The 19,929-nt window shown below is 66.5% G+C and carries 17 protein-coding genes; 11 read left to right on the top strand and 6 right to left on the bottom strand.

Going from position 1 to position 19,929, the window contains the following annotated elements; all coding sequences use genetic code 11:
* Nucleotides 1–10: 10 nt before the first annotated feature.
* The gene (ispH, locus tag ABD050_RS18700; RefSeq protein WP_343891024.1) at nucleotides 11–970 is read right to left on the bottom strand and encodes a 4-hydroxy-3-methylbut-2-enyl diphosphate reductase; all 960 of its coding nucleotides are present in this window, start codon (nucleotides 968–970) and stop codon (nucleotides 11–13) included.
* Between the two features lie 237 nt (nucleotides 971–1,207).
* Between ispH and ABD050_RS18695 the strand changes: the two genes are divergently transcribed.
* Both ABD050_RS18695 and ABD050_RS18690 read left to right on the top strand, forming a co-directional pair.
* Nucleotides 1,208–1,825 (top strand): ABC transporter substrate-binding protein, encoded by a 618-nt coding sequence (locus ABD050_RS18695; protein WP_343891007.1) that lies wholly within the window; start codon nucleotides 1,208–1,210, stop codon nucleotides 1,823–1,825.
* A gap of 56 nt (nucleotides 1,826–1,881) precedes the next feature.
* Nucleotides 1,882–2,910 (top strand): MlaA family lipoprotein, encoded by a 1,029-nt coding sequence (locus tag ABD050_RS18690; protein ID WP_343891006.1) that lies wholly within the window; start codon nucleotides 1,882–1,884, stop codon nucleotides 2,908–2,910.
* 466 nt (nucleotides 2,911–3,376) lie between these two features.
* On the opposite strand, the gene hpnN is transcribed toward ABD050_RS18690, so the two are convergent.
* The 4 genes from hpnN to ABD050_RS18670 form a co-directional block, all read right to left on the bottom strand.
* Complete coding sequence (hpnN, locus tag ABD050_RS18685) at nucleotides 3,377–5,986, bottom strand: hopanoid transporter HpnN (protein WP_343891005.1); 2,610 nt, start codon at nucleotides 5,984–5,986, stop codon at nucleotides 3,377–3,379.
* Nucleotides 5,987–5,994: 8 nt separating this feature from the next.
* Nucleotides 5,995–6,462 carry a DUF2141 domain-containing protein gene (locus ABD050_RS18680; RefSeq protein WP_343891004.1) on the bottom strand — a complete coding sequence of 156 codons (468 nt, stop codon included), beginning with the start codon at nucleotides 6,460–6,462 and terminating at the stop codon, nucleotides 5,995–5,997.
* A complete protein-coding gene (gene dxs / locus ABD050_RS18675; RefSeq protein WP_343891003.1) occupies nucleotides 6,459–8,384 on the bottom strand; it encodes a 1-deoxy-D-xylulose-5-phosphate synthase in 1,926 nt (641 codons plus the stop codon). Before dxs ends, ABD050_RS18680 begins: the two co-directional genes overlap by 4 nt.
* Nucleotides 8,385–8,522: 138 nt before the next feature.
* On the bottom strand, nucleotides 8,523–9,590 hold the full coding sequence (locus ABD050_RS18670) for a glycosyltransferase family 2 protein (RefSeq protein WP_343891002.1): 1,068 nt from the start codon (nucleotides 9,588–9,590) through the stop codon (nucleotides 8,523–8,525).
* A 184-nt stretch (nucleotides 9,591–9,774) separates the two neighbouring features.
* Between ABD050_RS18670 and ABD050_RS18665 the strand changes: the two genes are divergently transcribed.
* The 9 genes from ABD050_RS18665 (at nucleotide 9,775) to ABD050_RS18625 (ending at nucleotide 19,199) form a co-directional block, all read left to right on the top strand.
* Entirely contained in the window at nucleotides 9,775–10,242 is a 468-nt protein-coding gene (locus ABD050_RS18665; RefSeq protein WP_343891001.1) for a (2Fe-2S)-binding protein, read from the top strand.
* On the top strand, nucleotides 10,239–12,392 hold the full coding sequence (locus tag ABD050_RS18660) for a xanthine dehydrogenase family protein molybdopterin-binding subunit (RefSeq protein ID WP_343891000.1): 2,154 nt from the start codon (nucleotides 10,239–10,241) through the stop codon (nucleotides 12,390–12,392). Before ABD050_RS18665 ends, ABD050_RS18660 begins: the two co-directional genes overlap by 4 nt.
* Nucleotides 12,389–13,012: an Isoquinoline 1-oxidoreductase subunit gene (locus tag ABD050_RS18655; protein ID WP_343890999.1), complete on the top strand. Its 624-nt coding sequence runs from the start codon at nucleotides 12,389–12,391 to the stop codon at nucleotides 13,010–13,012. The genes ABD050_RS18660 and ABD050_RS18655 overlap by 4 nt, the downstream gene beginning before the upstream one ends.
* A complete protein-coding gene (locus tag ABD050_RS18650; RefSeq protein ID WP_343890998.1) occupies nucleotides 13,009–13,923 on the top strand; it encodes a crotonase/enoyl-CoA hydratase family protein in 915 nt (304 codons plus the stop codon). The genes ABD050_RS18655 and ABD050_RS18650 overlap by 4 nt, the downstream gene beginning before the upstream one ends.
* 115 nt (nucleotides 13,924–14,038) lie before the next feature.
* Nucleotides 14,039–15,196 (top strand): fumarylacetoacetate hydrolase family protein, encoded by a 1,158-nt coding sequence (locus ABD050_RS18645; protein ID WP_343890997.1) that lies wholly within the window; start codon nucleotides 14,039–14,041, stop codon nucleotides 15,194–15,196.
* The gene (xylB, locus tag ABD050_RS18640; RefSeq protein ID WP_343890996.1) at nucleotides 15,193–16,011 is read left to right on the top strand and encodes a D-xylose 1-dehydrogenase; all 819 of its coding nucleotides are present in this window, start codon (nucleotides 15,193–15,195) and stop codon (nucleotides 16,009–16,011) included. Before ABD050_RS18645 ends, xylB begins: the two co-directional genes overlap by 4 nt.
* 1 nt (nucleotide 16,012) lies before the next feature.
* Nucleotides 16,013–16,897 carry an SMP-30/gluconolactonase/LRE family protein gene (locus ABD050_RS18635; RefSeq protein ID WP_343890995.1) on the top strand — a complete coding sequence of 295 codons (885 nt, stop codon included), beginning with the start codon at nucleotides 16,013–16,015 and terminating at the stop codon, nucleotides 16,895–16,897.
* Nucleotides 16,898–16,935: 38 nt separating this feature from the next.
* The gene (locus ABD050_RS18630) at nucleotides 16,936–18,342 is read left to right on the top strand and encodes a sugar porter family MFS transporter (protein ID WP_343890994.1); all 1,407 of its coding nucleotides are present in this window, start codon (nucleotides 16,936–16,938) and stop codon (nucleotides 18,340–18,342) included.
* Nucleotides 18,342–19,199, top strand: a complete 858-nt coding sequence (locus ABD050_RS18625) for an aldose 1-epimerase (protein WP_343890993.1) — start codon at nucleotides 18,342–18,344, stop codon at nucleotides 19,197–19,199. Before ABD050_RS18630 ends, ABD050_RS18625 begins: the two co-directional genes overlap by 1 nt.
* Nucleotides 19,200–19,275: 76 nt before the next feature.
* Here the strand turns inward: ABD050_RS18625 and ABD050_RS18620 are convergent, their stop codons facing one another.
* On the bottom strand, nucleotides 19,276–19,782 hold the full coding sequence (locus ABD050_RS18620; protein WP_343890992.1) for a c-type cytochrome: 507 nt from the start codon (nucleotides 19,780–19,782) through the stop codon (nucleotides 19,276–19,278).
* Between the last annotated feature and the right edge of the window lie 147 nt (nucleotides 19,783–19,929).

Raw genomic sequence — 19,929 nt, 5'->3', positions numbered from 1 at the left:
GGACTTGGTCCTAATTGGCGATCGCGGCCGCGCCGCGAGGCGGTACGTTTCTCAGCTCCGCCGGCAGGCTGAACTCGATATTTTCCTCCACCCCGTCAAGCTGCGATACCTCGATCGACCTGAGCCTGCCAAGCGCCGCGATCACATCCTCGACCAGTTCGTCGGGGGCCGAGGCGCCGGCGGTGATGCCAACCGTCGAGACGCCATCGAGCCAGGCCGGGTCAACCCCGCTGCCGTCGGCGACGAGATAGCTCGGCACGCCCATCTCGACGCCGATTTCGCGGAGCCGATTGGAATTGGAGCTGTTCTCGGCACCGACCACGATCAGCAGCTCGCTGACCCGGGCGAGATCGCGCACCGCGGTCTGGCGGTTCTGTGTGGCGTAGCAGATCTCGGAAACGTCGGGGCCCTGCACATCGCTGAAGCGGGCGCCCAGCGCCGCGATCACGCTGCGGGTATCGTCGACGCTGAGCGTGGTCTGGGTGACATAGGCGACCGGCGTATCGGTCGCGAGGGGAAGCGCCTCGACCTCGGCCGCGGTCGAGACGAGATGGATCGGCGCGTCGATCTGCCCCATCGTGCCGACCACCTCGGCATGGCCGGCATGACCGATCAGGATCAGCGTGCGGCCGGCCCTGGCATAGCGACGCCCCTGGACATGAACCTTGGTGACCAGCGGGCAGGTGGCGTCGAGCACCGGCAGGTCGCGGAGCCGGGCATCCTCCTGAACCGACCGCGCGACGCCGTGGGCGCTGAAGATGGTCGGCGAACCGGCCGGAATTTCGGACAGATCCTCGACGAAGATTGCGCCCTTGGCCTTGAGCTTGTCGACGACATGGCGGTTATGGACGATCTCGTGCCTGACGTAGACTGGCGCTCCATGCAGATCGAGCGCCCGCTCGACGATGTCGATAGCCCTGACCACGCCAGCGCAGAAACCGCGGGGTTTGGCCAATATTATGCGCAACACAGCATTATTCACGGCGGTCATCAACCTGTGCCCAGCCCCTGTTCCGGTTATGCAGCCGCCCCCACGGATCAGCGATATGGTTCGCCGCTTCAGTCCCAGATAGCGACGAATGCCGCGATGCAAAAGGCAGAAATTGAACCATTCGTCCTGCTAACGTTCAGCTTTGCCCGGGCAAGGGTGGATTTTGAGTCGTCGCGCCGATAGATGCGCGACGGGGCAGCAGTGGAGCCAGTTGAAATGCGCAGCATCATCCCCGCCCTATTCCCGGCGGCCCTTGTCGTCACCCTCGCCGCTCCGGCGGCGCCCGCCTTCGCCCAGGCGAACGATGCGGCGCGCGCGCCTGTCCAGGCGTTGAGCGACGGGCTGATCACCATCATGAAGGGCGGCAAGGCGATGGGCGTGCGCGGCCGGGCGTCGGCGATCGGGCCGGTCGTGGATCGCGTCTATGACGTGCCGCTGATGACCCGGCTGACCGTCGGCGCCGCCTGGACCACGATTGCACCGGCCGATCAGGCCGCGCTCGTCGCCGCCTTCCGGCGCATGGTCGTCGGGCAATATGCCGTCAACTTCGATTCCTATGCCGGTCAGAAGTTCATCGTCGATCCGAAGGTGGAGACCCGCGGAACCGATAGCCTCGTCCGGACCACGCTGGTGCAGCCCGGCCAGGAGTCGATTCCGATCGCCTATCGCCTGCGCAGCGGCGGCGGCGGGTGGCGGATCGTCGACGTTTTCTATCGCAATTCGATCAGCCAGCTCGCGACGCGCCGCTCGGATTTTTCGCGCGTGCTGGCGACCGGCGGCGCAAAGGCCCTGATCAGTCATCTCGACGCGCTCGCGACCAAGAGCGGCAATTGAGCCTCAGCCTGGTTCTGCCAACGGTCGCGTTGCTGGGCACGGCGCCGGAAAGGCCCGTGGCTATCACGATGCCTGCGCCGGTGGTGCAAACCCAGGCTTCTACGCCAAAACCCATCTCCGCTCCGGTACGGGAAGAGCCGCAGGTCGTTGCGCCGTCACCGCCTGCCGTGGAGCAGCCCGATACCGGGGTTGCCGCGCCTGCGATAACGCTGGCGCCGCTGACTGATCCGGCCGCGACACCGGTGGTCGCGGCAGAATCCGTTCCCGCCGCCCATGCGGGACATGCGCCGGGCGACCCGCTCGAAGGCTTCAATCGCGTCATGTTCGCTATCCACCAGAGGGTCGATCGGGCGGTGTTCCGGCCGGTCGCCCTGGGCTATCGCCATACGGTCCCGCGGCCGGTGCGATCGGGCCTGCGCAATTTCTTCCACAATCTCGGCGAGCCGCTCGTCTTCCTGAACGATCTGCTTCAGCTCAAGCCCGGGCGCGCAGCGCGAACGATGACGCGCTTCCTGATCAACTCGACGATCGGCATCGGTGGCCTGGTGGATGTGGCGAAGCAGCCGAATTTCGGCTTGCCCCATCATGCCAACGGCTTCGGCGACACGCTCGGCTATTATGGCGTCGGACCCGGGCCCTATATCTTCCTGCCGCTGGTCGGGCCGACCACGCTCCGGGATTTCATCGGCGGGCAGGGCGAAGGCTTCGTCATCCCGGCGGCGGTGGGCAACCCGTTCGACCGGTGGGAATATCAGATGCCCAAGGCAGTGATCACCGGCCTCGACATACGCGCTGAATCGGATGACGATTTCAAGGCGCTGCTCGAGAGCGCGGTCGATCCCTATGCCACGCTGCGTTCAGTCTATCTGCAGGACCGCGCGGGCGAAATCGAGGGCCTGCACAGTGGGCGCAGGAGGGCAAGCTCGGCGGCGAACCCGCTTGACGATCCATTGAGCGATCCGGCCGGTGCGAAGACGAGTCCACTCGACGATCCGCTGACTGATCCAGCGACAGCCCCGGCGCCCACAGGTGACAAGGGCACGACACCGACGGAGACGTCAACGCCCGTGCCGGCGCATCCGTAGAGCGCCGTACGGGAAATCCGGATCACCGGATTTCGGGAATTGGGCTCAGCTTGCTTATGCCTGGCCCTGAGTGGATCCGACCGCGCGCCCGGCCGCGACCCCGACTCCCGCTGTTCCCCGCTGTTCCTCGCGATTTTTTATTTTCGCCGCTGTTATGTTGGAGTTTCCGTTCAATTTCCACGTTTATTATCAACATCTTGCCGGGCACCCCGCTGTTATTCAGGAACAGCGGGATAACAGCGGGGGAACAGCGACGATAACAGCGACGATAACAGCGGCGGAACAGCGGGGAACAGCGGAGGAACAGCGGGCCGGTGGGAATGGCGGCCCGCCCGTTGAATAAACGGTCATGTCAAAGAGCAGGAGGAACCGAGACGGCATCCCGCCCGCTCGCGCATCTTCCACACCCTCCCCCGGGATTGAATCGAACCGAGCCGTTCCTGCCGGAGCAGGGTTCACGCACGCTCTAGGCGGCGAGCGGATCCTCGCTTTTGTCGGCCCGCGGCGGGCCGAGCAAGGCGGGCTCGAACACCAACGCGCAGACCAGCGTCCAGGCAAGCGAGATCATCAGGATCTTGCCCATGCTCGCCGTGCCGGGATGGTCCGACAGCCACAGGCTGCCGAACGCGGTACCCGTCGCCAGCGCGCTGAACAGAACGGCGCGCGCCAGGCTCGACTGGAGCAGGTCAGTCGCGCCGCCGCGCCACGCCATCACGAAATAGATGTGGAACGCGACGCCGACCCCGAACAGCAGGGGAAAGGCGATGATATTGGCGAAGTTGATCGGCTGGCCGATGATGACGCAGGTCGCGAGCGTCAGGAAGATCGACAGCACCACCGGCGCGAGCGTGAACGCCACTTCGCGCACATCGCGCAGTACGAGGAAAAGCAGCAGGCTGACGAGCAGGAAGGCGATCACGCCGGCCTGAACGAAGGCCCCGGCAACGGTCGAGGCCGCAGCCTGGGTCGCCACCGGCAGGCCTGAAATCGCCGGTGTCACCGTCGCCACTGCGGCCCGGAATCGCTTCATCACCTCATTGTCGTTGCCGTCGCCCTTCGGGAAGATCTGGAGCCGGGCTCGGCCATCAGGCGCCACCCAGTCCCGAAGCAGGTCAGGCGGCAGCGTCTCGCGCGTCACCGGCTCGGCCTGAAGCGTGGCGCGCACCTGATCGAGCATGACGGTCAGTGGCTGGGAGAGCATTGCATTCACCGCCGCGCGCTGCGCCGGTGTGGACCCGGCGAGATTGTCGAACGCGACGGCAAGCCGCCGGGCATCGGTTGCGCCCTTGCCTGTACTGGAGCCCGCGACGGTTTTCAGGCGGCCGGCAACCCCATGCAGCGAGGCCACCAATTCCGTGTCGCTCGGCGCGGGCGCCACATCGAGCGGATTGATCGTTACATCGAGGAGGAGCGACGCATCCTGGATGAGGGCGAGCTTCGCCGGTTGGTCGTCCGGTACAAAGGTATCGACCGTCGCGATCGAGCCTACTTCGGGCAGCGCGAGGAGCCGATCGACCAATGTACGTGCCGCATCGGGGCTCGCCGCGAGCGCATCGATCGTGTTCGGTGTGCGGTCCGGATCGCGGGTCAGGTCCGCCAGTGTCTGCATCGACGGCGCGTGCGGGTCGCGCAGATGAAGCGGGTTGAAGTCGAACACGACGAGCGGCAGCAGCGCGATGCTCACCGCCATCGATGCGCCGAACGCCCAGAGCACGTGTTTGCGGTTGGCTTCGAGGAAGCGGTCGGCGGGCTCGAACTCGGCAAAGCCGACCTCGCGTCGCGGCACGCCGGGCCGAAGCAGCAACACGAGCGCCGGCAACAGCGTGATGCTGAGCGCGAGCGCAATCACCATGCCGAGGCCGGCGATCACGCCGAGTTCGGCAATGCCGATATAAGCGGTCGGCAGGAAGGCGCCGAAGCCCAGGAACACCGCCCCCGCGGCCAGCAGCAACGGCGCGCCAAGCGCCGTCGCCGCCGCCTGCAGCGCCGCATAGGGCTCCATTCCCGCCATCCGTTCGGCATTGAATCGCACGCAGATCTGGATGCCGAAATCGACGCCGAGCCCGACGAACAGCGGGATGAAGGCGACCGAGATCAGGTTGAGCCGCCCGACCGCGAGAAGCCCGACCGCCGTGGTGACGACCAGCCCGATGACGATCGTGACGAGGATCGCCGCGACGAGCCGCACCGATCGGGTCGCGAACCAGAGCGTCACCAGCATGGCGGCGAACATCACCAGGCCAACCGTGCCGATATTCTCCCGCAGCGTCGCGAACTCCTCATCCGCGAGCGGCACCTCGCCGGTCAGCCGGACGGATACGCCATGCGCTGAATCGAGCTTGAGTGCGCCGGCTGCCGCGCGCACCGCGTCGCTCGCCGCTTCGCCGGGCATCAGCGCAGCATGATCAAGAACGGGCTGGGCAAGGATCAGCCGCCGTTTCGGTGGGCTGAGGGGCCCCGACTTGCTTCCGAACAGCTGCTGCCACGAGAAATAGGCCGGCTTGCCGGCGAGCGAGCCTTCGGTCGCCTCGGCGAGCGCGCGCACCGGCTTGTCGATCTGGTCGAGCGTCGCCGATTTTGCCTCGACTCCGTCGAGCATCGCCGAAATCGCGTTGTCGACGCCGCGCAGCGAGGGGTCGGCGGCGAGCGGGCCAAGCATCGGCTGTGCTTCGATCAGCGCCGCGGTCGCCTGGCGCACGTCCTCGCGCGACCCCAGCAAAAGGCCTTCGCGGGCGAAATAGTCGCCGCCATCGGGCCTGCGGACCAGCCGGAAATGCGTGTGGTCGGCTGCCATGCTGGCCGTCAGCTTCGTCGCCGCATCCTCGGCGAGCTCGGGGGTTGCGCCGTCGACCACCACCAGCATCACGTCGCTGAGCTGCGGGAAAGCGGCCTCCATCGCCCGTTCCTGCTTGCGCCAGTCGACGTCGGGCGAGATCAACGCCGCGGTGTCGGTGGTCATGTCGAAGCGCGCTGCGCTGAACACGAGCGCCAGCGCGGCAAGCACCAGGCACAGGCCGAGCGTCACCCAGGGCCTGCGAATGCTGGCGGAGACGATGTCCGGAACTGGCGAGCGCATGCCGGTGCTCAGCGCGCGGCCGGGCCCGAAGCCCCCATGAAATAACGGGTTTTCAGCCCGATCGTCTGCGCCTCGCCGTTGAAGCTGAACTTCGCATCGGCCCATTTCGGCGGCCCGAAGCTGATCCGCGCATCGTTGGAAAAACCAACCCCTTCCCTAGGGATGCCGAACAAGGCGCGATCGACCTTCTTGTTGCGGTTCTCGTCGTGAAAGATCTGTGCCGCATAATGGCCGGCGGGAAGATTGTGGATGACCACCGTCGTGATGCCGGCATGCGCGGGGGCATTGCCGACATAAGGGCAATCATCCTTGAGGAACTGGTTCTCCGGGCAGATATCGACATGGACGATCCCGGTCGAATTGCGGACATTGCCCACCTGGACGGTGAGCGTGCCCAGCGGAACCGGCGCGGCGGCGATGCCGAGACAACCGATCCCCAGGGCAATCGCTGCGCGCACGCGCCTCGATTGAATCATGCCCTGGCCTCCTCGACAAGGCTGCCGGAGTTGTGCCGGAGTGCCTTGAGGACGGTGTCGACGATGGCGTCGGCATCGAGGCCGGCTTCGGCATATTGCTTCTCGGGCTTGTCCTGGTCCTGGAACAGGTCGGGCAGGCGCATGGTCCTGAGCTTCAGCCCGGCATCGATGAGCCCGGTGTCGCTGGCGAGCGTCAGGACATGCGCGCCGAGCCCCCCGACCGAGGATTCCTCGATCGTGACCGCAACCTCATGTGTCGTCAGCAGCTTCCTGATCAGCGCCTCGTCGAGCGGCTTGGCGAACCGGAGATCGGCAACCGTGGTCGAAAGCCCGCGCGCATCGAGCGCATCGGCTGCCTTCAAGGCCTCGGCGAGGCGCGTGCCGAGCGACAGGATCGCAACCTTCTTGCCCTCCCGCACGATCCGGCCCTTGCCGATCTCGAGCCGCTCGGGCGTCGCGGGAAGCGCAACCCCGGTCCCGTTGCCGCGCGGATAGCGGACCGCGATCGGGCCCGTGTCGTGAAGCGCTGCGGTGTGGACCATGTGCACCAGCTCGGCCTCGTCGGCTGCCGCCATCACCACGAAGTTCGGGAGCGTCGCCAGATAGGTGACATCGAAGCTGCCGGCATGGGTCGCCCCGTCAGCCCCGACCAGCCCCGCCCGGTCGATCGCGAACCGCACCGGCAGGTTCTGGATCGCGACGTCATGCACGACCTGGTCATAGGCGCGCTGAAGGAAGGTCGAGTAGATCGCGCAGAACGGCCGCATGCCCTGGGCTGCAAGCCCGGCTGCGAACGTCACGGCATGCTGCTCGGCAATGCCCACATCGAAGAAGCGCTCCGGGTAAGCTTTGGCGAACGCGTCGAGCCCCGTCCCCGAGGGCATCGCCGCGGTGATCGCACAGATCGTCGGGTCGCTCGCCGCCTCGGCCACCAGCTGCGCGCCGAACACATTCTGATAGTGCGGCGGGCCCGGCGGCGCCTTGCTCTGCACCCCGGTGATCACGTCGAACTTCTGCACGCCGTGATATTTGTCCGCCGCCGCCTCAGCCGGCGCGTACCCCTTGCCCTTCTTGGTCACGACATGGACCAGGATCGGGCCTTCCTCGGCATCGCGCACATTCTCGAGCACCGGGATCAGCTGGTCGAGATTATGCCCGTCGATCGGCCCGACATAATAAAAGCCAAGCTCCTCGAACAAGGTGCCGCCCATCGCCATGCCGCGCGCGAACTCGTCGGTCTTACGCGCCGCCTGATGCAAGGGCCGCGGCAGCTTGCGCGCCATCCGCCGGGCAAGATCCCTGAGCCCCAGAAACTCCCGGCTCGACACGATCCGCGACAGATAGGCCGACAAGCCACCCACCGGCGGCGCGATCGACATGTCGTTGTCGTTCAGGATCACCACCAGCCGGTTGCCCGCGCCTTGCGCATTGTTCATCGCCTCATAGGCCATGCCCGCCGACATCGCCCCGTCGCCGATCACCGCGATCGCCTTGCCCGGCTTGCCCGCAATCTTGTTCGCGATCGCAAAGCCGAGCGCCGCCGAAATCGAGGTCGACGAATGCGCCGCCCCGAACGGGTCATATTCGCTCTCGCTCCGCTTGGTGAAACCCGACAGCCCACCCCCCGTCCGAAGCGTCCGGATCCGGTCCCGCCGCCCCGTCAATATCTTGTGCGGATAGCATTGGTGCCCGACGTCCCACACCAGACGGTCAGCCGGCGTGTCGAACACATAATGAATCGCCGTCGTCAGCTCCACCACGCCCAGCCCAGACCCGAGATGACCACCCGTCACCCCAACCGCCGCTATCGTCTCCGCACGCAACTCGTCAGCCAGCTGACGAAGCGACGACGCTGGAAGATTCCGCAAATCCGAAGGCGTCTGCACCGTGTCCAGCAACGGTGTCTTGAAATCGAGGTTCATAAACAGTGAATTCTCCTCGCGGCCTTCTAGCCGAAGCCGATCCAGACGCAACTCGACGCGCGCGCCTTGCGCGTCTCGTCGCGTTAAGGGCACACGATATTGGGACATATCGGCTTTTTGGTGTCAGCTATCCGGCCTTCAGCCGGCGGCTCGCCCCGCGAAACGGCGCTGCACCGCCCGGGCGCCGCCGACGAGCCGGGACATGACGAGCGCGTCGATCCCGGCATAGCCGAGCCCGAGATGATCGGGTCGTACCGCAACGGCGTCGCCAAGGTCGAGCTGGCCGCTGCGCAAGCCGATTCGCCCGATCCGTGCCCAGCGCCGCGCCGTCTCCCAGCGAATCAGGCGGCGGCTGTGCGGATCGGGCTTGCGGGTGGCGAGGAAATCGTCCTGCAGCCGCACCAGCGCCTCGCCGAGCCGCTTGAAGGTGTGGCGATCGGGCACTGGCTGCTGCCCCATCACATGGCGCACGATCAGGTCGGCGATCGCCATCGCCTCGTCGCCGAGCAGCGCCGCATTGGTCTCGGCCAGCACATCGGTGGCGCGCCCCGTCATCGAATCGATATGGCGCTGCGAGGCGCCGCCGGTGTGGCGGCGATAGATCACCAGCTCCTCGTCGAGCCGCGCAATCGCGCCGAATCGGGCGATCCGGTGATAGACGTCGAAATCCTCGGCGAAGACCATCTCGGGCCGGGTGAACGGATCGAGCTGCCGCGCCGCGTCGCCGCGCATCATCACCGAGGACCAGACCAGTGGATTCTCGATCCTGAGCAGCCATTCGATCAGCGCCGGCGTCGACACGGGGGCGAGCCTTCCCGGGTGCACGACGCCGTCCTCGAGGATCGACGCGGCGGTGCCGAGCAACACGGTTCCCGGATTGGCCTCGAGATGGGTGAACTGACGCAGGAAGCGATCGGGGCGGCACAGATCGTCATGGTCGAGCGCAGCGATATAGCGGCCCCGCGCCTCGGCCACGGCGCGGTTGCGGGCGGCGACGACGCCCTGATTGGTGCCCGATGAGATCAATCTGATGCGCGCATCGTCAAAGCCGCGGACGACTGCGCGCGTATCGTCAGTCGAGCAATCGTCGACGATGATCACCTCGAAATCGCCGAAGCTCTGCGCCTGCAGGCTGCGCAGCGTGTCGCCGATCAGCGCGGCGCCGTTATAGGCAGCCATGATGACGCTGATCGCGGGCGCGCTCATGCGCTGCGGTCCAGCGCCGGATCGGGGGCGATGAGCGGGAAACGGTGCATCTGGGCCTGCGCGTTGCGGATCGATTCAGCGCTTATCGCGATTCCGGCCTAAAAAGCCGTTACACGGAGCGCGTCCGCATTGCGTGACGCTGCCCCTCACGCCTATTCAGCGACGGCCAAGAAGGAGAAGCTGCATGGTCACTGAGTTCCTCCTCAACGGAAAGCCGGCCTCGTTCGACGGCGATCCCGAAACGCCGCTCCTCTGGGTGCTGCGCGATCATCTGCAGCTGACCGGCACCAAATATGGCTGCGGCATCGCGCAATGCGGCGCCTGCACCGTCCATCTCGACGGCAGGAACCGGCGCTCCTGCGTCACCCCGATCGGCACCATCGCCGGGCGCAAGGTCACCACGATCGAGGGCGCGACCGACGCGCGGGCCGAGGCAGTCAAGGCCGCCTGGGTCGCGATCGACGTGCCGCAATGCGGCTTCTGCCAGTCCGGCCAGATAATGTCGGCGATCGGCCTCCTCGCCGCCAGGCCGAAGCCGACCGACGAGGATATCGATCACGGCATGGCGGGCAATATCTGCCGCTGCGCCACCTATGTCCGGATCCGCCAGGCAATCAAGGACGCCGCCAAGGCGCTGGAGAAAAGCGCATGACCGTGATCGCCAGCCGCCGCGAGTTCCTCGCTTCCTCCGGGCTCGTCATCGGCCTCGTGCTGCCGATGGGCCGGGCGGCCGCCGCCACGGCGCCGGCCGAAGGCGCGCCCTTTGCGCCAAACGCCTTTGTCCGCATCGCCGCCGACGACAGCGTCACCGTGGTCATCAAGCATGTCGAGTTCGGCCAGGGCCCGGCGACCGGCCTGACCACGATCGTCGCCGACGAGCTCGATGCCGATTGGGGCCAGATGCGGATCGCCTTCGCGCCGGCCAATGATCCGCTCTACAGGAACCTGATGTTCGGCACGATGGGCACCGGCGGCTCGACCGCCATCGCCAATAGCTGGATGCAGTTGCGTACTGCCGGCGCGGCCGCGCGGACGATGCTCGTCCAGGCAGCAGCGAAGCGCTGGAACGTGCCCGTGGCCGAGGTGAAAGTGTCGAAGGGCGTCGTCAGCCATGGTAGCCACCAGGCGCGCTTCGGCGAGCTCGCGGCTGACGCCGCGTTGCTGCCGGTACCCGAAAAGCCGGTGCTGAAGACGCCCGACCAGTTCACCCTGATCGGCAGAGAAGTTCCCAAGATCGACAGCGTGCCCAAGTCCAACGGCAGTGCTGTCTTCACGATGGACGTGTCGCGGCCGAACATGGTCAACGCGGTCATCCTTCACCCGCCCGCCTTCGGCGGCACGGTGAAGGCGGTCGACAAGGCGGCAGCGCTGGCGGTGCCCGGCGTCGTCGCGGTCGAGGCGATTCCGCAGGGCGTCGTCGTCTATGGCAAGGACAGTTTCGCCGCGATGCGCGGCCGCTCGGCACTCGAGGTCGAATGGGATCTGAGCAAGGCCGAGACCCGCTCGGGCGAGGAACTGGTCAAGGCCTACAAGGCAGCCGCCGCCACTCCCGGCAGGCAGGCCGAGGCAAAGGGCGATGCCGCAGCCGCGCTGGCCGGCGCGGCGAAGACGATCGAGGCGACCTATGTCTTCCCGTTCCTCGCGCACGCGCCGATGGAGCCGATGGATGCGGTGATCGAGCTCGGCAAGGGCCCCGATAAGGGCAGGGCCGATGTCTGGATGGGCAGCCAGTTCCAGGTCGGCGACATGCGCGCGATGGCCAAGGCGCTCGGCATTCCGTTCGAGGGGATGACCCTTCACGAACAATATGCCGGCGGCTCGTTCGGCCGGCGGGCGACGCCCGACCAGGATTTCGCGACCGAGGCTGCGCTGGCCGCGAAGGCCTATTCCCAGGCGCCCGTCAAGTTCGTCTGGACCCGCGAGAACGACATCAGGGGCGGCCGCTATCGGCCGCTGGTCGTGCACCAGCTCAAGGGCGGTATCGACGCGAAGGGCGACATTGTCGGCTGGGACCAGGTGGTCGCCGCGCAATCCTTCTTCGCCAACACGCCGATGGCGGCGATGGGCATCAAGGACGGAATCGACGAGTCGATCGTCGAAGGCGCCGCCAAGAGCAGCTATGGCTGGCCGGCCTATCGGATCGGCTGCCACATCATGGAAAATGGCGTGCCCACGCTCTGGTGGCGCTCGGTCGGCAACACCCATACGGCTTATGCAGTCGAGACCTTCATGGACGAACTGCTCGCCCTCGGCGGCAAGGATGCGGTCAAGGGCAGGCTCGCGCTGATGAAGGAGGATCGCGCCAAGGGCATACTCAACCGCGTCGCCGAACTCGCCGATTGGGGCAGGAAGCCGGCCGACGGCCGCGCCTTCGGCGTCGCGATGCACAAGAGCTTCAACTCCTATGTCGCCCAGGTCGCCGAGGTCTCGAAAGGCGCCGACGGACTGCCCAGGGTCCACAAGATCTGGGTCGCGGTCGATTGCGGCGTCGCGGTCAACCCGAACGTCATCCGCGCGCAGATGGAAGGCGGGATCGGCTATGGCCTCGGCGCCGCCCTCTATAACGAGCTGACCCTCGGCAAGGGCGGCCGGGTCGAGCAGGGCAATTTCGACACCTATCGCTCGCTCAGGATCGGCGAGATGCCCGAGGTCGAGGTCGCGATCATCAAGTCGTCCGAGAATCCGACCGGCGTCGGCGAGCCTGGCCTGCCGCCGCTCGCGCCAGCGGTCGCCAATGCCTGGCGCGCGCTCACCGGCAAGGCGGTACGCCGACTGCCCTTCGCGCATGGAGACAATGCATGATCGCCCCCATGATCAGGCCGCGCATCGTCGCGCTGGCGGTCGCCCTGCTCGCCTTGCCGATCGCAGTGCTCGCGGCGAACGATCAGCCGGGGCTCAGGGCGCCCGCCGCCTTCGCCTCGATCGCTGACAGGGACGCCCGCTCGGTTGCGCTGTTCACCGAGATGGGCAAGGTGATCGAAAGCCCGCGTTGCCTCAATTGCCACCCGCGCGGCGACCATCCGCTTCAGGGCGATTCGATGCATCCCCACAGCCCGCCGGTGGTGCGCGGCGCCTATGGCTATGGCGCCCCCGGCATGGAGTGCGGCACCTGTCATGGCCGCGACAATGTCGACTTCGCCAATGGTACAGGCAGTATTCCGGGCAACCGCAAATGGCATATCGCACCGCTCTCGATGGCCTGGGAAGGCAGGACGCTCGGCGAGATCTGCGCCCAGATCAAGGATCCGGCGCGCAACGGCAACAAGTCGCTGGCCGATCTCGTCACCCATAACGAAACTGACGATCTGGTCGGCTGGGGCTGGCACCCCGGCAAGGGCCGGACGCCCGCACCGGGCACCCAGGCCCAGTTCGGCGCCTTGACCAGGGCGTGGGTGGAGAGCGGGGCGAAGTGTCCGGCATGAGCCGCCGCTTCGAGACGATCCTGCTCGAAACCGATGCCGACGGCATCGCGACCGTCACGCTCGACCGGCCCGACAAGCTCAACGCCTTCAACAGGCTGATGCTCGACGAGATGGTCGCCGCGTTCGACGCGACCGATGCCGATGATTCAGTGCGCGCCGTCATCGTCACCGGCAGCGGCCGCGCCTTTTGTGCCGGCGCCGATCTCTCGGCGAGCGGCGGCGCGACCTTCGACTATGCGGCGAGCGGCGGCTGGAACGGCGCCGAATCGCCGGTCCGCGCCGATGGCAGCGTCGATTTCTCCAACCCGGCGGTGCGCGACGGCGGCGGCATCCTGGCGCTCAGGATCTTCGCCTCGCACAAGCCGGTGATCGCTGCGATCAACGGCCCGGCGGTCGGCGTCGGCGTGACGATGACGCTGCCGATGGACTTCCGCCTGGCGAGCGACACGGCGCGCTTCGGATTCGTCTTCGCACGCCGGGGAATCGTGCCCGAGGCTGCGTCGAGCTGGTTCCTGCCGCGGCTCGTCGGCATCGAGCAGGCGCTGCTCTGGTGCTATTCGGCCCGCCTCTTCGATTCGGCCGAGGCGCTAAAGGGCGGTCTGGTCCGCAGCCTATATCCAGCCGATGATCTCCTGCCGGCGGCGCGGGCGCTCGCCCGCGAGCTGACGGCGGAGACTGCCCCGGTCTCGGTCTCGCTGATGCGCCGCATGCTATGGAACGGCCTGGTCGCATCGCACCCGATGGAGGCGCACCGGATCGAGAGCCGCGCGATCTGGGCGCGCGGGGCGAGCGACGATGCGCGCGAGGGTGTCGCCGCCTTCCTCGAGAAGCGGGGCGCGCGCTTTCCCGATCGGGTCTCCGAGGCATGGCCGGATTTCGCTGAGTGGTTCGACAATCCCGCGTACCGCTGAACGCCGGCACGCACTGGTAGCGCAAGACTCTTCGCTACCTAGACTACGCGAAACTTGACAGGGCCCGGGCAGCGCTTGATGGTAGCGCTATCAACGACGTAATGAGCGGAGTGGGATGGCGGACGGGAGCTTCAAGGCGGCGGCAGCGTTGCCCATGGATTGGCGTGAGGGTCGATTCCTCGGTAGAATCGCCGGTAAGCAGGGCCCGACGCCCGTGCTGATCGCCGGTGGTATTGTCCATGATATGGCAAAAGTTGCGCCGACGGTTTCGGCGCTGGTCGAGGACCGCGCCTTCGATGACAGCGCGGGACAGCCCCTTGGCGCTCTCGACGAGATTGGCCTCGGCGTTGGGGGCGATTCGCCCTTTCGCCTGCTCAGCCCGATCGACCTGCAATGCGTGAAGGCGGCCGGCGTCACCTTCGCTGTCTCGGCGCTCGAACGGGTGATCGAGGAAAAGGCGCGGGGCGATGCCGGTGCGGCGGCTGAGGTGCGCGGGCGGCTCGAAGGAATCATCGGCGGCAGCCTGCGCGCCGTCGTGCCCGGCTCTGACGAAGCGGCTGCGCTCAAGGCGACGCTGATCGAGGACGGCATGTGGTCGCAATATCTTGAGGTGGCGATCGGCCCCGATGCCGAGGTCTTCACCAAATCGCCTGTGCTCTCGACGATCGGCTGGGGCGGGGAGATCGGCGTTCGCTCCGATTCGACCTGGAACAATCCGGAGCCCGAAGTCGTCATCCTCGCCGATTCGGCCGGCACCGCAGTCGGCGCGACGCTCGGCAACGACGTCAATCTGCGTGATTTCGAGGGACGCTCGGCGCTGCTGCTCGGCAAGGCGAAGGACAATAATGCGTCCTGCGCGATCGGGCCGTTCGTTCGCCTGTTCGATGACGGCTTCACGATGGACGATGTCCGCGAGGCCGAGGTCGAGCTGCTGATCGAAGGGACTGACGGCTACCGTCTGACCGGCGCCAGCTCGATGAACCAGATCAGCCGGGACCCGGAGAATCTGCTCCGCCACACGATGAGCGAGCATCAATATCCCGACGGGTTCGTGCTGTTCCTCGGTACCCTGTTCGCGCCGACCCAGGATCGCGACGTTCCCGGCCACGGCTTCACCCACAAGGTGGGCGACAGGGTCAGCATCGCCGCGCCGCGGATCGGCCGGCTGGTCAACACAGTTACGACATCGAAGGCAGCGCCGCCCTGGCAGTTCGGGATCGGCGACCTGATGCGCAATCTCGCTGGGCGCGGGCTGCTCGCCCGGCCGTCATGATCGAAGATATTGATTTGGAGAGTGAATCGGTGTTGCAGGCAAAAGTCGCGAGCGTTGCGCGGGCAATCTATCCCAGCCTGGCGAACAAGCGCGTCATCATCACGGGTGGCGGCAGCGGCATTGGTGCCGGCCTAGTCGAGGCCTTTGTCGCTCAAGGCTCGAAAGTCGCCTTCGTCGATGTGATGGACGATGCCAGTCACGAGCTGGTCGAGCGCCTCACCCCCGATGCGGCCTACCCGCCGCTCTATGTGCATTGCGACCTGACGGACACCGCCTCGGTCCAGCAGACCATGGCCACGCTCGAGGACAGCCTCGGCGGCGTCGATATCCTGATCAACAATGCCGCCAATGACGATCGCCACACGATCGCTGAAGTCACGCCCGAATATTGGGACGAGCGGATGGCGGTGAACCTGCGCCACCAGTTCTTCGCGGCGCAAGCGGTGGTGCCCGCGATGAAGCGCGCCGGTCAGGGCGTGATCCTCAATTTCGGCTCGATCAGCTGGCATCTCGCGCTGCCTGATCTCATCCTCTACCAGACGGCGAAGGCGGCGATCGAGGGCATGACGCGCAGCATGGCGCGCGATCTCGGCCGGTCGAACATCCGGGTCAACACGATTGTCCCCGGCAATGTCGAGACGCCGCGCCAGATGAAATGGTACACGCCCGAAGGCGAGGCCGAGATCGTCGCCGCGCAGTGCCTCAACGGCCGCGTCCAGCCCGCCGATGTCGCGGCGCTCGTGCTCTTCCTCGCGTCGGACGATGCGCGGATGTGCACCGGTCATGATTATTTCGTCGACGCGGGCTGGCGCTGAGATGGCGGTGTCGTCGGTGCGGAAAGTCTGCAGCGTCGGCGCGACGCTGGGCGAGGGGCCGGTCTGGGTCGGTCGCGAGCAGGCGCTCTGGTTCGTCGACATCAAGCAGCAACGTCTCTACCGCTTCGATCCCGCCACCAACGGCCTGACCAGCTGGGATGCGCCCTCGCAGATCGGCTGGGTCCTGCCTGCCGCGGACGGCGGCTTCATCGTCGGCATGCAGCGCGGCATCGAGCGCTTCGATCCGGCGACCGGGGCATTCGCCACGATCGTGAAGCCCGAGCCGCATCTCCCCGGCAATCGCCTCAACGACGCTACCACCGACGCGCATGGTCGAATCTGGTTCGGCTCGATGGACGATGCCGAATCGGGCGTAACGGGCCATCTCTACGCGCTCGATTCCGGCGGGGTACGCCATGCCGGCCTCGATCCGGTCTCGATCACCAATGGCCCAAGCTTCTCGCCTGACGGGCGGACGCTCTATCACACCGATACGCTCGGCAAGGTGATCCACGCGGTTGCGGTCAATGACGACGGCACGCTCGGCGCCGCGCGCGCCTTCGCCACCATCGAGGAAGGCGCTGGCTGGCCCGACGGCTCGGTGGTCGACAGCGAAGGCTGCGTCTGGACCGGCCTGTACGGCGGCTGGGGCGTGCGCCGCTACGCGCCCGACGGCGCACTGCTCGAAACGGTCGCGCTGCCGACCGCGAACATCACCAAGCTCGCCTTTGGCGGGCCCGAGCTGAAGACTGCCTATGTGACGAGCGCCCGCAAGGGCCTCGACTCAGCGGCGCTCGAGGCGCAGCCTGAGGCAGGCGATTTGTTCGCCTTCGAGGTCGACGTGCCCGGGCTGCCGGTCACTGAAGTCGGGACACTGGAAAGCTAAGTCGCTACAAAAGAACGATAATGGAGAGGGGAACAGCAATGGCAAGTGCAGGCGCGGAACGCGCGAATATGGGCTTTATCAGCCTGATCGTCGCGGTGGCGACGATCGGCGGCTTCATGTTCGGCTATGACAGCGGTGTGATCAACGGCACCCAGGCGGGGCTGCGGGCAGCCTTCAATCTCGACGATTGGTGGCTTGGCGTCGCGGTCGCTGCACTCCTGCCCGGCTGTGCCGTCGGCGCTTTCCTTGCCGGCCGGCTGGCCGATCTGTTCGGCCGCCGCGCGGTGATGATGTCGGCGGCGCTGATCTTCATCGCCAGCGCCCTTGCCGCCGGCGCGGCCGACTCGGCAATGCTGTTCATCACGGCACGCTTCATTGCCGGCCTCGCGGTAGGCGCGGCCAGCGTCATCTCGCCTGTCTATATCAGCGAGGTCACCCCGGCGGCGATCCGCGGCCGGCTCTCGAGCGTTCAGCAGGTCATGATCATCGCCGGCCTGACCGGCGCCTTCCTCGCCAATTACTGGCTCGCGCACACGGCGGGCGCCTCCACCGAGATCTGGCACGGCCATCCGGCATGGCGCTGGATGTTCTGGGCGCAGGTCGTGCCCGCGGGCATCTATTTCCTGGCGCTGCTGCTGATTCCGGAAAGCCCGCGCTATCTGATGCTCAAGGACCGGGATGGCGAGGCCGGCACCGTGCTCACCAAGCTGTTCGGCGCGGCATATGCGACTGAAAAGGTCCGCGAGATCCGCGACAGCCTTGCCGCCGACCATCATCGCCCGCGCTTCAGCGACCTGATCGACAAATCGACCGGCAAGCTGCGCACCATCGTGTGGGCCGGAATCGGGCTTGCCGTGTTCCAGCAACTCGTCGGTATCAACATCGTCTTCTATTATGGCTCGGTGCTGTGGCAGGCGGTCGGCTTCAGCGAGAATGATTCGCTGCTGATCAACATCCTGTCGGGCAGCCTTTCGATCCTGGCCTGTGTGTTCACCATCTTCACGGTCGACAAGATCGGCCGGAAGCCGCTGTTGCTCGTGGGCTCGGCGGGCATGGCGGTGACGCTGGCCGTCATGGCGTGGTGCTTCTCGACCGCGAGCTTCGCCGGCGGCAGCCTGCATCTGTCCGATCAGGTCGGCTTGATCGCGCTCATCGCGGCCAATCTCTACGTCATCTTCTTCAACCTCAGCTGGGGCCCGATCATGTGGGTCATGCTCGGCGAGATGTTCCCGAACCAGATCCGCGGCTCGGGGCTGGCGGTATCGGGCTTCGCGCAATGGATCGCGAACTTCGCCATCTCGGTCAGCTTCCCCTGGCTGGCGTCGCATATCGGCCTGCCGATCACTTACGGCTTCTACGCCGCGAGCGCGCTCATCTCCTTCTTCTTCGTGAAGGCGATGATCAACGAGACGCGCGGCCGAGAGCTCGAGGACATGGTCGGCTGATGAGCCTCGCACTCGCGGGGGCGGGGTGGGAGCTCGATCTCCTTCCCGCCCTCGGGGGCGCGATCGGGGCGCTTCGCTACAGGCGCGAGGACATCCTCCGTCCCACCCCCGATGGCGCGACCGATCCGTTGCAAAGCGCCTGCTTCCCGCTTGTTCCCTATGCCAACCGGATCGCCGGCGGCCGTTTCGGCTTTGCCGGGCGGGACGTGCAGCTCCCGCTCAATTTCGGCGATCATCCCAACAGCCTGCACGGCATCGGCTGGCAGCGCCCCTGGAAAGTGGTCGAGGCCGGCGCCGGCAAGGCGGTGCTGGCGCTTGATCATGGCGGCGGCGATGGCTGGCCCTGGGCCTGGCATGCCGAACAGTTGTTCGAGCTGGGCGGGGAAGGGCTCAGCGCCACCCTGACGCTGACCAACAAGGCGCGCCAGCCGATGCCGGCCGGAATCGGCCTCCACCCCTATTTCGCGATTCAGCCCGGCACGACGCTGCGCCTGAATGTGGCCCGCGCCTGGCTCACCGACCAGAACCAGATCCCGAACGAGGCGGCCGGCGCCGACCATTTCGGCGACTGGGCAGCGGGCGCGCCGATCTGGGATGCCGGGTTCATCGACCACAGCTATGAGGGGTGGGACGGCCTCGCCACGCTCGAACGGGGCGATCATATCGTGCGCCTGTCGGCCGAGGGCGCGCGCGATCTGCATCTCTATCATCCCGAAGGGGAGAGCTTCTGCTGCCTGGAGCCGGTCAGCCACCTGCCGGATGCGTTCAACCGGGCGGATGGTGTGTTCGATGTCGTGCCCGCGGGGGGATCAGTGGCCTTGTCGATGCGGATCGCGGTTGAGGCGCCCGGGTGGTGAGGACCGCAGCGCTGCCGTGTCGAGGTCACCCGCGCTGTTCTTGCGAGAAACCTTCTTTTCTGAAAACAGCAGCCGTTCAACGCGGCGATGGGCGATGCCGCGGAAGGCCGGCCTGAATATAGGCAGTCACCGCCCAGATATCGTCCGCCGGCAGCGTCTCCTTGAAGGCGGGCATTGACGTGCCCAGCGGTTGGCCGCCCTCGGCGATGGTCCAGTACATGAAGCCATCGAACCGCGAAATCTTCATTTCGGAGAGCCAGGCGACGTCGAACGGGGCCGGCGACAATGTCCGACCCGTCGACCCATCGCCCTTGCCGGTGTGCCCATGGCATGAAAGGCAGCTGGCGGCATATACCGTCGCACCCCGGGCGAGGAGCGCGGGTGACACGGGTAGCGGGTTGCGCATCGCCCGATAGGGTTCCGGGACACCGGTCGTCGAGACGGCGCGATGCCGGGGAATCCGCTGGATCTCGGCCCATCGATGCAACCCCGGTGGCGGGTGAAACTGCATCGCCATGGCCGCGCCGGCCAAAAACGATACCGCCACCATGCCGCTGATGATCTGGAATGACCGTGATGCCATTGGCTTGATTGACGCCCTCGATTTCCCGGAACAACTCCACATGCAGGTAACATGCTTTCAGGGCCTGGCTATCGTAATCCGGTAACATACCTATTCCGGCTCGTACGGGCCTTCCGGCGGGGGGATCGCGCGCAATCATGATGGCGA

The organism is Sphingomonas oligophenolica, assembly GCF_039522915.1.
GTDB classification, from domain to species: Bacteria; Pseudomonadota; Alphaproteobacteria; order Sphingomonadales; family Sphingomonadaceae; genus Sphingomonas; species Sphingomonas oligophenolica.
This window is presented reverse-complemented; position numbering and strand designations above follow the sequence as displayed.

Excerpts from the sequence above, each read along its gene's own strand:
- ABD050_RS18670 (WP_343891002.1), bottom strand. The coding sequence starts at position 9,590 with ATGAGCGCGCCCGCGATCAGCGTCATCATGGCTGCCTATAACGGCGCC.
- ABD050_RS18695 (WP_343891007.1), top strand. The coding sequence starts at position 1,208 with ATGCGCAGCATCATCCCCGCCCTATTCCCGGCGGCCCTTGTCGTCACC.
- ABD050_RS18625 (WP_343890993.1), top strand. The coding sequence starts at position 18,342 with ATGAGCCTCGCACTCGCGGGGGCGGGGTGGGAGCTCGATCTCCTTCCC.
- ABD050_RS18620 (WP_343890992.1), bottom strand. The coding sequence starts at position 19,782 with ATGGCATCACGGTCATTCCAGATCATCAGCGGCATGGTGGCGGTATCG.
- hpnN (WP_343891005.1), bottom strand. The coding sequence starts at position 5,986 with ATGCGCTCGCCAGTTCCGGACATCGTCTCCGCCAGCATTCGCAGGCCC.
- ABD050_RS18660 (WP_343891000.1), top strand. The coding sequence starts at position 10,239 with ATGACCGTGATCGCCAGCCGCCGCGAGTTCCTCGCTTCCTCCGGGCTC.
- ABD050_RS18645 (WP_343890997.1), top strand. The coding sequence starts at position 14,039 with ATGGCGGACGGGAGCTTCAAGGCGGCGGCAGCGTTGCCCATGGATTGG.
- ABD050_RS18635 (WP_343890995.1), top strand. The coding sequence starts at position 16,013 with ATGGCGGTGTCGTCGGTGCGGAAAGTCTGCAGCGTCGGCGCGACGCTG.
- xylB (WP_343890996.1), top strand. The coding sequence starts at position 15,193 with ATGATCGAAGATATTGATTTGGAGAGTGAATCGGTGTTGCAGGCAAAA.
- ABD050_RS18630 (WP_343890994.1), top strand. The coding sequence starts at position 16,936 with ATGGCAAGTGCAGGCGCGGAACGCGCGAATATGGGCTTTATCAGCCTG.
- ABD050_RS18680 (WP_343891004.1), bottom strand. The coding sequence starts at position 6,462 with ATGATTCAATCGAGGCGCGTGCGCGCAGCGATTGCCCTGGGGATCGGT.
- ABD050_RS18655 (WP_343890999.1), top strand. The coding sequence starts at position 12,389 with ATGATCGCCCCCATGATCAGGCCGCGCATCGTCGCGCTGGCGGTCGCC.
- dxs (WP_343891003.1), bottom strand. The coding sequence starts at position 8,384 with ATGAACCTCGATTTCAAGACACCGTTGCTGGACACGGTGCAGACGCCT.
- ABD050_RS18665 (WP_343891001.1), top strand. The coding sequence starts at position 9,775 with ATGGTCACTGAGTTCCTCCTCAACGGAAAGCCGGCCTCGTTCGACGGC.
- ABD050_RS18650 (WP_343890998.1), top strand. The coding sequence starts at position 13,009 with ATGAGCCGCCGCTTCGAGACGATCCTGCTCGAAACCGATGCCGACGGC.